The organism is Pseudomonas sp., assembly GCF_050739655.1.
Taxonomy (GTDB): domain Bacteria; phylum Pseudomonadota; class Gammaproteobacteria; order Pseudomonadales; family Pseudomonadaceae; genus Aquipseudomonas.
The window spans coordinates 1-1,064 of record NZ_JBOIBY010000085.1 but is presented as its reverse complement, the minus strand read 5'-3'; the positions used below and the strand labels follow the sequence as shown (position 1 = coordinate 1,064).

1 protein-coding gene is annotated in these 1,064 nt (G+C 60.9%); it reads left to right on the top strand.

Translation table 11 applies throughout. The annotated features are described in order from the left end of the window. Window positions 1-130: 130 nt before the first annotated feature. The gene (locus ACRESJ_RS04720; RefSeq protein WP_431756862.1) at window positions 131-1,030 is read left to right on the top strand and encodes a LysR substrate-binding domain-containing protein; all 900 of its coding nucleotides are present in this window, start codon (window positions 131-133) and stop codon (window positions 1,028-1,030) included. Window positions 1,031-1,064 lie beyond the last annotated feature (34 nt).

Here is a 1,064-nt window from a genome sequence, read left to right as displayed (position 1 = left end):
CTTTTGATGTTGCTTTTGGCGGTGCCGGGATCGTTGAAGATCAAGATCAAAAGATCGCAGCCTTCGGCAGCTCCTACAGGGTGACCGTGTGGGATGTCGGATTAATGTAGTCAGGTTGGAGAGGTGTTGAATGACCGTTAAGCAGATCCGCGCCTTTCTCGCCGTGGCCCAGAGCCTGAGTTTCGCCGTGGCTTGCGAGCGGCTGCACCTATCTCAGTCAGCCTTGAGCCTGACGATCAAGGCCTTGGAAGAGGGCCTTGGCGGGCGATTGTTCACCCGTAATACGCGCAACGTGAGCCTGACAGCCGAAGGTGAAGCCTTGGTGCCGCTGGCGCGCCGTTTGATTGCCGATTGGGACAATGCCGAAGACGAACTGCGCCAGCGTTTCACCTTGCAGCGTGGCCGCGTGACCCTGGCGGCGATGCCGTCGTTTGCCGGCAACCTGCTGCCGCCGATGCTCAAGACTTTCCGAGCCCGTTATCCCAACGTAAACGTCACGGTCAACGACGTGATCAACGAGCAGGTGCTGGAAATGGTCCGTGACCGCCAGGTGGAACTGGGGGTGGCATTCGAGCCGACCATGAGCTCGTCGCTGCAATTCACGCCGTTGTACATCGATCGTTTCGTGGCGGTGGTGCCCCATGATTCGCCGTTGGTCGAACGGGATGAAGTCGACTGGCAGACGCTGCTCAAGGAGCCGTTCATCACCTTGCAACGTCCGTCGACGGTGCGGGTGATGCTGGAAGAGCATCTGCAGGCGCGTGGCATGAAACTGCCGGTGGAGTTTGAAAGCCATCAACTGGCGACGGTGGGACGCATGGTCGCCAGCGGGCTCGGGGTGAGTGCGGTGCCGGCGTTGTGTGCCGGGCAGATGCGCGAACTGGGCGCGCGCTGCATTACCTTGTGCGATCCGGTGGTGGAGCGGGCGCTTGGCGTGCTGACTTTGCCGGGGGGAGAGCTGTCGGCGGCGGCGCAGGCGTTGTTTGATGTGTTGAAAGAAGAAAACCTTGGAGAACGCCTCACTCTCTGACACCCCCGCACCTGAGCTGCCGCAGGCTGCGATC

What these genes read in the sequence shown, in the direction of transcription:
- ACRESJ_RS04720 (WP_431756862.1), top strand. Translation starts at nt 131, where the DNA reads ATGACCGTTAAGCAGATCCGCGCCTTTCTCGCCGTGGCCCAGAGCCTG.